This is a genomic window from Hymenobacter sp. R533113, from assembly GCF_056835965.1.
In genome coordinates, this window is sequence record NZ_JAKWBD010000002.1 from 49,888 (window position 1) to 57,688 (window position 7,801).

Here is a 7,801-nt window from a genome sequence, read left to right on the forward strand (position 1 = left end):
TGCTTTAGCTTACTCGCAGCATAATCTTGCCGATATGCGCGCTGCTTTCCATGAGCTGGTGCGCCGCCGTGGCTTCTTCTAGTTCAAATACTTTAAAGATAACCGGCTTAAAAAGCCCCCCAGCGACCAGCGGCCACACTTTCTCCTCCACCTCGGCCGCCAGCGCCGCCTTGAACTCCCCGCTGCGGGGCCGCAGGGTGCTGCCGGTAATGGTAAGCCGCCGACGCATGATTTCCAGGGCGTTGAACTCTGCTTTGGCGCCCTGCATGGCGTTAATGAATACCAGGCGGCCATCGTCGCGGAGCAGGCGCAGGTTTCTGGGAATGTAGTCGCCGCCGACCATATCCAGAATTACATCAGCGCCGCCCTCGGCTTGTAGCACAGCCTCAAAATCTTCGGTTTTGTAGTTGATACAGCGGTCAGCACCCAGGCTACGGCAGGCAGCGCACTTCTCGTCGGAGCCTGCCGTGGTAACTACGCGGGAGCCCAGCGCGTGCGCCAGCTGAATGGCCGTGATGCCGATACCACTGCTTCCGCCGTGCACCAGCAGCGTTTCGCCACGCTGTAGCTGACCGCGTTGAAACACGTTGTGCCACACCGTAAAGACCGTTTCGGGCAAAGACGCCGCATCTAGTAAGCTCCAGCCAGCTGGTATGGGCAGGCAGTGCCGGGCATCTACCGCCACATACTCGGCATAGCCGCCCGCGGCTACCAACGCACACACTGCGTCGCCCTCGCGCCAGCGCGTTACCGCCGCGCCACGCGCTGCTACGGTGCCGGCTACTTCCAATCCCGGAATCAGGCCTTTTACGTCGCCGCTGCCCGCGTATTTTCCCTGGCGCAGCAGTACATCCGGCCGATTGACGCCCGCCGCGTGCACGCGCACCAGCACCTCGTGAGCGGCAGGCTGAGGCCTGGGGCGCTGCCCAATTTGTAATACCTCCGGCCCGCCCGCCTCCCCAACGATTATGGCTTTCATCTGTTCTGGCTCCGTATGCATTGTTTGGTGTGAGTAAGCTTTGTCAGAGCGGTGTAAAGACGCAATACCTTGCGTCTCGTGCTTGGTTAGCGCGTTCCAGCCGTTAGCTCCGCTGACCTGCGGTTCAACGACGAGACGCAAAGTATTGCGTCTTTATACCATTAACGCGCTTCCATCCCCAAACGCTGCCCATACTTCGTCTACCCGATCCAAAACCCGTCGTATCTTTTGGCTGCCCGGCGCTCCCGTCCTATCTGGGGGGCATTTTTACTTTGTTATGAAAAAGATTAACCTGCTTCCTACCATCTTCAGCGCTGCTCGGGCCACGGGGCTGCGTGCCTGGCAAACTGGAATGCTTTTCCAAAAAGTAGCCCGCACGGCCCTCGATACTATTCAGGACGTGCTGCGGGCCGAGATAAAGAAGGGCAACGCCCAGCTTGTCACCGACTTCCTGGCCGATAAAGCTTTGCCCGCCGCTAAAGCTCTTCTGCTCAAGCGCATGACTACCAGCTTGCTCATGCGCATTGGCTTGCGCGGTGCCCTGGCTAGCAGCGTTGTGGGCTGGATTCTGCCTTTTGTGCTGGACAAGATGATCCAGGTTGGCGTCAAAACCGGCTTTTTTGAGAAGGTAAAAAACCATGACACCATTGTCGATGCGCTGCACCGATTGGACGAGCTCAAGCGCGCCGTCTGGAAAATCATTGCCCCCGATGCTGGCAGCGGTGCCGAGCTTCTTCCCGATGACGTTCGTATTCCTCCCGCCCTGCCAGCTCCCAAGCCCTAGTTTACGGCGCGATGCAGTACGCTCTTGTATAATGATTAACTGCTTTTCTAAATGAATTCAATTTTTCCAGTAAAAACCCAATCCATCGGTCAAAAAACCTGCTGGAAAACCGAAATTCGGCCTGAAAAAGCCCCCCAGAACGTATATCTACTGGCAGAATATAGTAGATTTACCGCTCCGTGGATCTTTCGCCATTTTGTACGCTGGGCCGTCTATGAAAAAGCTGATTATTTTCCTGGGATTGCTGGCCTGGTCTGGACAAAGCAGCCAAGCTCAGAGCGTTAGATCCAAAAAGGCGACGCGCACGGCCTCGCCCTCTTTACGCGCCCTCGATACGCAGAACGGGTTCGGCAAAGCCACCTTCGGCGCCGACATCAGCAAATTCCGCGACCTGGAGCTGGTCAGGACGGACCCCGCCACCCAGACCCAGTTCTACAACTACCTCACCGACCATCTCAAAGTCGGTCCCCACAAGCTCACCGGCATCACCTACGGCTTTTACAAAGACAAGCTCTACTATATCGAGCTGCGTATGATGGGCGAGGCCAACTGCCGCGGTATCCGCGAGCTGCTTAGCGCCCAATACGGTCCGTCTCAGAGCGCCGGCCAGGCCCAAACCTTCTGGTGGCTTGGCCAGCAGGTAACCCTGCGCTACACGGAAGCGCCCGTAGGCTACGCGACTATCGTTCTGGGCAGCAACCAGTTGGCCGGGCAGCGCCTGGCTCAGCGAAAAGCTACCAGCTCGCCAGCCGTATAAGCCAGCTTTTTTGGTGAACTTGTCAGCCTTCACCGCTGGGGGGCAAATTCTTCGGCCTCGTCAGGAAAGTTAGTTGCGGTATTTGCTAATCAGCTTCATCCCAGTAAGTTCTAAGTTTGCCAATCAGCAAGCTCTCCGCCAGAGGCCGAAACGCTGCTGACCTAGTGCTCTCGCGTTTCTGTCAAGATAGGCCTTGCAATTCCTGCTTCATGCTCACAGAAATAGTTAATGGGTTCGGTAAGGTTTATCTAACCATCGAGTACGATACGGTCAACCGCTGGGTATACAATAATTGGATTGGCTATCAGACTTACATCGGTATAATTGCCGGTGCCGATGCGTGCCTGCACCCTCTTCAGGACCACGCCTGCCCTTATTTGCTTAATGACAACCGCCTGGTTATTGGCCCCTGGGACCACGCCGTAGAGTGGATTGTTAGCGATTGGGCGCCCCGCGCCATCGCGCAGGGCCTCACTCATTTCGCCCAAGTAGTCAGCCCCGAGTCGATGGCAGCTCTCTCGGCAGAGGCGATGCACCTCGGGATTGGTGAGCGGCTGCAAATGCGCATGTTTGGTGATATCAAGGAAGCGCACAGTTGGCTGCAAGAGGCCCAACGGGCCGCGTAAAGCGCTCCGTGCGGCGCACGGGAGTTGATTTATCATTGCCGAAACGATAGGGAGAGGAAAGCGTGGCCAGGCGCGAATCATGGAGCTAATGGAAGCGCCTCGCATAAATCCTTCACCAGCAGGCTATTGCTCGTCACCGTCCCCCGCTTTTTGATGCTCTCTGGAGTCGCCGCTCTTAAGAAGACAAGAAGGCGGTAACAGCACCGGAATACGTCAGCGTGAGCTGGTGCATGGCCCGCGTGCAGGCTACGTAAAGCATGCTCTTATCGACCTCCGTTCGATACGTACGGGCGGAGGCAAAGGGCACCACGACCGCATCAAATTCCAGTCCCTTCGCCAAATGGGCAGTGGTGATGACAACCCCTTCCTTAAATGTAGTAGACTCCTCCGTGAGCAAATGAACGCCCGGACCTTGGAGCGCCTCATATGCCTGCGTGGCTTGCCGGAGGGTTTTGCAGATGATGCCCAGGGAATGATTGCCAGAGCTTTTAAATTCCTCAGTCAGCTGACGGATGGCCGCCAGCTCCTCCTCGTGGCTATGGCAGCGCCTTACGACCGGTTCCTGCCCATGCCTTTCCAGCGGGATGATATCGGGATTTGGTGTGATACGCTGCGCGAAGGCCGTAATCTCGACGGTGGAGCGGTAGCTGCGGTACAGCTTGACCACATCAGCCTGCGGAAAGACGCGTTCAATAGTTTCGGCCGAGGAAGCGCTGTACGGATTCACCGTCTGGCTGACGTCGCCCAGAATAGTTTTCCGGCACAGAAACAAGCGGGACAAAACGGCATATTGCACCGGGGTATAATCCTGCATCTCGTCCACCAGCAAGTGCTTTACCTGATCGTAGGTGGTGATGCCTTCCAGGCGCAGGCGCAGGTAAATCAAGGCAAAAACATCCGCGTATTCCAGGCGCAGGCGGTGGTCGACCTTCAGCAGCTCGGGCTTACCGATCCAGCGGTAAAAATCCCGGTAAAGCTCCAGCACCTGGTGGAACCGGAACATGCGGGGAATCGCTTCCCCAATCGTGGCTTTCTCCTGCCCGGTAAGCTTGCGACCGGCGGCGTCGCGCACGTAGGCCCGGATATCATTGGCTACCAGCGCAAAGCGTTTGAGGAGCGGAACCCGATGGTAGGTCCTGAGCTTCTGCTGAATGACGGAAGCGGGGACGACGGTTCTGCCAACCCGCAGCTCGGTGATGGTGAAGTAGGTATTCTCAATATGAACGAGGTATTGGTTCAGCTGGGTGAGGAATTCAAACGAGGCCTTAAATCGGATGCGTTCGATGAAAGCGGAATCGTGCTCCGCCAGCAGCGCGGACACCTGCTCGAAGAAGGTCTGGAACTGGTACCGATTGTCGAGCAAGTCGGCCGCCAGCTCGTCCATACCCATCTCGGGGATGTGTTCTTCCCCCAGCTCGGGTAAGACGTTGGAGATATAATCGGCAAAGACTTTGTTGGGCGAAATAATCAGCAGGTCCTTGGCCGCGATGGTCTCGCGGAAGCGATACAACAGGAACGCAATTCGATGTAAAGCGATGGAGGTTTTGCCCGAGCCGGCCACACCCTGGATGACCATCACCGGCGCGGTTTCGTTGCGGATCACCGCGTTCTGGTCCCGTTGAATGGTCGCGACAATGTTCTTCATCTTGTCGTCGGAGGACTTGGCCAGCTCGCGCTGCAACACGTCGTCGTGAATGTTCACGTCGTTTTCGAGCATGAACTCCAGGCGGCCGTCTCGGATCTTGTATTGCCGCTTGAGGTCGATGGTGCCCCGAATCGAGCCGGATGGGGTGGTGTAAAAGGCTTCTCCCAGCTCGAAGTCGTAGAACATGGAGGAGATTGGGGCCCGCCAATCATAGATCAGGTTCTGGCGCTGCCGCTCGTCCGTGAAGGAATACACGCCGATGTAGACTGACGAGGTCGCTTTACCCTGGGGGGCAAAATCAATGCGGCCAAAGTAAGGGGATTGCCCCAGCTTGAGAAGCTTGCGCTTCCGGGCCACGGCGGCTTCCCCCGTGAAGGCCATGCGGTTGATGGATTGGCCGGCGGCGACCATATCGGCGGCGTCCATGCCGGACTGGTGCTCATGGATATATTCCTTTTTCTGCCGGAGCTCGTCGGAAAACTGCTTGACGGCGTCATCAACCCGTTTACTAGCCAGCACCAGCTTCTCCTTAATTTCCTCCAGATATTCTCTTTCTTCCTGTTCAGTTGGGTTTATCACGGGCGGCTCTTGCGTAATGAACCGCAAAGGTGACCGCAAATTCTGGTTTGTAGAAGCGCCTTGCTTCCTTTATTAAGTATGAAGCGCGTTGCCTCCCACTGATCACACGCTGGCTGATCAGTGAGGCGTTTCCAGGGAAGTGCTCAAAGTAAAGCTGCCGTCAAACAGCTCCGTTTTGAGTCAATAGCCAAGTACTTCCTGCTAACAGGGCTGGGCTGCCTCAACGTTACCGGCTGCACGACCACCCCAGGCGGCGCGTGATGAGCACCAGCGCCAAAGCTACCAGGGCGCCCGTCAAAGGCATGAGTAGCATATGGCCACCCAGCAGCACATACCCCACAGGCACGCCCACAATCTGCACCATTTTCAAAGTTTGAGAAGCGGTACAGGCCGGCGTCGGGGCCACGCCCAGCAACCCAAACCAATAACCTAGCGAATTACCAATGATGCCCGCCAGCACGCCCAGGCCAATATCCACCAAGTGGGGCATCATTCGCGTTAATGATTCGGCCCGCACCCACAGCAGCAGCATAAAGCTTACGATAATTATCCCGGCCATTGCTTTGCGCAACTGTGTCATGCTTCGTGACTCGGCCGCTCGTCCGGCTGGGGCGAAGCTGATGGTTTCCATCTGCGCGCGCCGCGTCTGCTGGTAAGCCAGGAAACGACGATACCCGTTGGAAGCAAAGCGAAACACCCGGACAGCCGTGGGAATATGGATAGCAACGGGAGTAGCGGCGGAAGTAGCAGAAGAATTCATGGCGGCGGGCGTATAAGTGATAACTCACCAGGAAAGACGCTCGCCGCGCCGCTTCCTTACAACTTTGCGTGTTAGTTCATAAAAAAAGCCGCTCCCGTTGGGAGCGGCTTGCCAGCAAATTCTATTGCTTGGCCAACGGCGGATCGGCGGTTCAAAATGTGGCGGCGGCCGCTATGGCACTGCCGGCTTCCAGGTCTTGCCGCACCCTATCGAGCTTGGCCTGGCAAGCGGATCAAACGAACAGTTACCGCAACAGATACTGTGATGAAAAACAAGCCGGAGGGCCAATTTTTTGTTAGATTTGGGCTGTCAAAGGAGCGCCGTTTGGTGCATCCTGTGTAGCCTCGGCCCCGGTGGTCGGGGCTACTTTTTGCGGCAGGACCGTCGCCGGGTGATAGTGGGGGTTGTAGTCTTGGTCGTTTTTCCAGAGCGAGTAGCTGAGCAGGAGCAGTTTGCGCATGACGGCAATCACGCCGACCTTGCCGTTGGGGGAGCGGGCGCGTAGCCGGGCATAAAAGGCTTTTTGCTGTTCGTTGTAGCGCAGGCTGCTGACGGCCGGCAGGTAGAGGGCCGTGCGCAGGCGGGCGTTGCCGCGCCGGGAAATGGCCGTGGGCCGGGCCAGGTTGCCGCTCTGGCGCTGCACCACGTCCAGGCCGGCATAGCTGGCCAATTGCCGCTCGTTTTCAACCAGGGCGAAGCCACTGGTTTCGGCCACGATGGTCACGGCCGTGGTTAGGCCGATGCCCGGCACGCTCGTGAGCTGGGCCAGCTTGCGGGCCAGCGCGGGCGTGGCGTCCACCACGGCCGCGGTTTGGGCGTCAATCTCGGCCATTTGGGCTTCGAACAGGGCCTGGCGCTGCTGCAAGCGTTGCAGGGCCAGCGGGTCGGGCTCGTAGCTATGGGCGTAGGCGTGGGCCCGGTTCTTGGCCTGAGCGGCCTGGGTGCGCAACGCGGCCCGCTCGCGGGTGAGCGAACGCAGCTGGCGCATGGCGGGGGTGAGCGGCTGCCAGGCCGGCAGCTGGCGCTCCAGCCCCAGGCGGCAGAGCAGGCGCGCGTCCAGCGCGTCGGTCTTGCTTTTCTGCTCCGTGCTGCGGGCAAAGTGCTTGACCTTGTTGGGCAAGAGCACGCTCAAGGCCTGCTGCTGGGCGCTGAGGTAGTAGGCCAGTTCTTCGTAGTACACGCCCGTGGCCTCGACCACGAACCAGAGCGGGCGCTCGGGTTCGGCTTGGCCGGCGGCCACCCAGCGGCGCAGGGCCTCGAAGCCGGCGGCGTTGTTGGGGAATTCGACCACTTTGCCCAGGCGCAGGCGCTGGGCGGCGTCGATGCTGCCCAGGCAGGCGGCAAACGTGGCCTTGGCGATGTCGATGCCGACAACATACTTGAGCAAGACGGGCGGCGGGGCGGCCGGGGCTGTGGCAAGCATAACAAAAGGGAATAAAAGGTGGAAAACAGGCCACCCGCAAGGTTTTCACCGCAACTTTCCTCGTTTCATGCGGGATGCCGCCGCTGCCGGGGCTCCCTTTATACTGTCCAGTCTTCGGGCAAAAACAGAAGGCGGGGCACAGTCTCTGTCGCCCAGCATCACCGCCGAATGGCGGCGTGCTTATGGATGGGTGGTGACCCCGCCTTCCTTGCCGGTAACGCCGATAATTTACGGCAGCACAATCATAC

Annotated in this window: 7 protein-coding genes; 3 read left to right on the top strand and 4 right to left on the bottom strand. The window is 58.4% G+C overall.

The features are described 5' to 3' along the window. Positions 1-4 precede the first annotated feature (4 nt). Positions 5-979 (bottom strand): NAD(P)H-quinone oxidoreductase, encoded by a 975-nt coding sequence (locus MKZ35_RS06020; protein WP_482512328.1) that lies wholly within the window; start codon positions 977-979, stop codon positions 5-7. Positions 980-1,256: 277 nt separating this feature from the next. Between MKZ35_RS06020 and MKZ35_RS06025 the strand changes: the two genes are divergently transcribed. The 3 genes from MKZ35_RS06025 to MKZ35_RS06035 all read left to right on the top strand — a co-directional run bounded on the left by MKZ35_RS06025 (position 1,257) and on the right by MKZ35_RS06035 (position 3,146). Continuing rightward, the gene (locus MKZ35_RS06025) at positions 1,257-1,763 is read left to right on the top strand and encodes a hypothetical protein (RefSeq protein ID WP_482512329.1); all 507 of its coding nucleotides are present in this window, start codon (positions 1,257-1,259) and stop codon (positions 1,761-1,763) included. Between the two features lie 214 nt (positions 1,764-1,977). Then, a complete protein-coding gene (locus MKZ35_RS06030; protein WP_482512330.1) occupies positions 1,978-2,520 on the top strand; it encodes a hypothetical protein in 543 nt (180 codons plus the stop codon). 209 nt (positions 2,521-2,729) lie between these two features. Then, a complete protein-coding gene (locus MKZ35_RS06035) occupies positions 2,730-3,146 on the top strand; it encodes an STAS/SEC14 domain-containing protein (RefSeq protein ID WP_482512331.1) in 417 nt (138 codons plus the stop codon). A 175-nt stretch (positions 3,147-3,321) separates the two neighbouring features. Here the strand turns inward: MKZ35_RS06035 and MKZ35_RS06040 are convergent, their stop codons facing one another. The 3 genes from MKZ35_RS06040 to MKZ35_RS06050 form a co-directional block, all read right to left on the bottom strand. Further along, positions 3,322-5,397, bottom strand: a complete 2,076-nt coding sequence (locus MKZ35_RS06040) for a HelD family protein (protein WP_482512332.1) — start codon at positions 5,395-5,397, stop codon at positions 3,322-3,324. A 199-nt stretch (positions 5,398-5,596) separates the two neighbouring features. Beyond that, positions 5,597-6,130: a hypothetical protein gene (locus tag MKZ35_RS06045; RefSeq protein ID WP_482512333.1), complete on the bottom strand. Its 534-nt coding sequence runs from the start codon at positions 6,128-6,130 to the stop codon at positions 5,597-5,599. 295 nt (positions 6,131-6,425) lie between these two features. Next, the gene (locus MKZ35_RS06050; RefSeq protein WP_482512062.1) at positions 6,426-7,553 is read right to left on the bottom strand and encodes an IS110 family transposase; all 1,128 of its coding nucleotides are present in this window, start codon (positions 7,551-7,553) and stop codon (positions 6,426-6,428) included. Positions 7,554-7,801: the final 248 nt, after the last annotated feature.

Excerpts from the sequence above, each read along its gene's own strand:
- MKZ35_RS06035 (WP_482512331.1), top strand. The coding sequence starts at position 2,730 with ATGCTCACAGAAATAGTTAATGGGTTCGGTAAGGTTTATCTAACCATC.
- MKZ35_RS06020 (WP_482512328.1), bottom strand. The coding sequence starts at position 979 with ATGAAAGCCATAATCGTTGGGGAGGCGGGCGGGCCGGAGGTATTACAA.
- MKZ35_RS06045 (WP_482512333.1), bottom strand. The coding sequence starts at position 6,130 with ATGAATTCTTCTGCTACTTCCGCCGCTACTCCCGTTGCTATCCATATT.
- MKZ35_RS06050 (WP_482512062.1), bottom strand. The coding sequence starts at position 7,553 with ATGCTTGCCACAGCCCCGGCCGCCCCGCCGCCCGTCTTGCTCAAGTAT.
- MKZ35_RS06025 (WP_482512329.1), top strand. The coding sequence starts at position 1,257 with ATGAAAAAGATTAACCTGCTTCCTACCATCTTCAGCGCTGCTCGGGCC.
- MKZ35_RS06030 (WP_482512330.1), top strand. The coding sequence starts at position 1,978 with ATGAAAAAGCTGATTATTTTCCTGGGATTGCTGGCCTGGTCTGGACAA.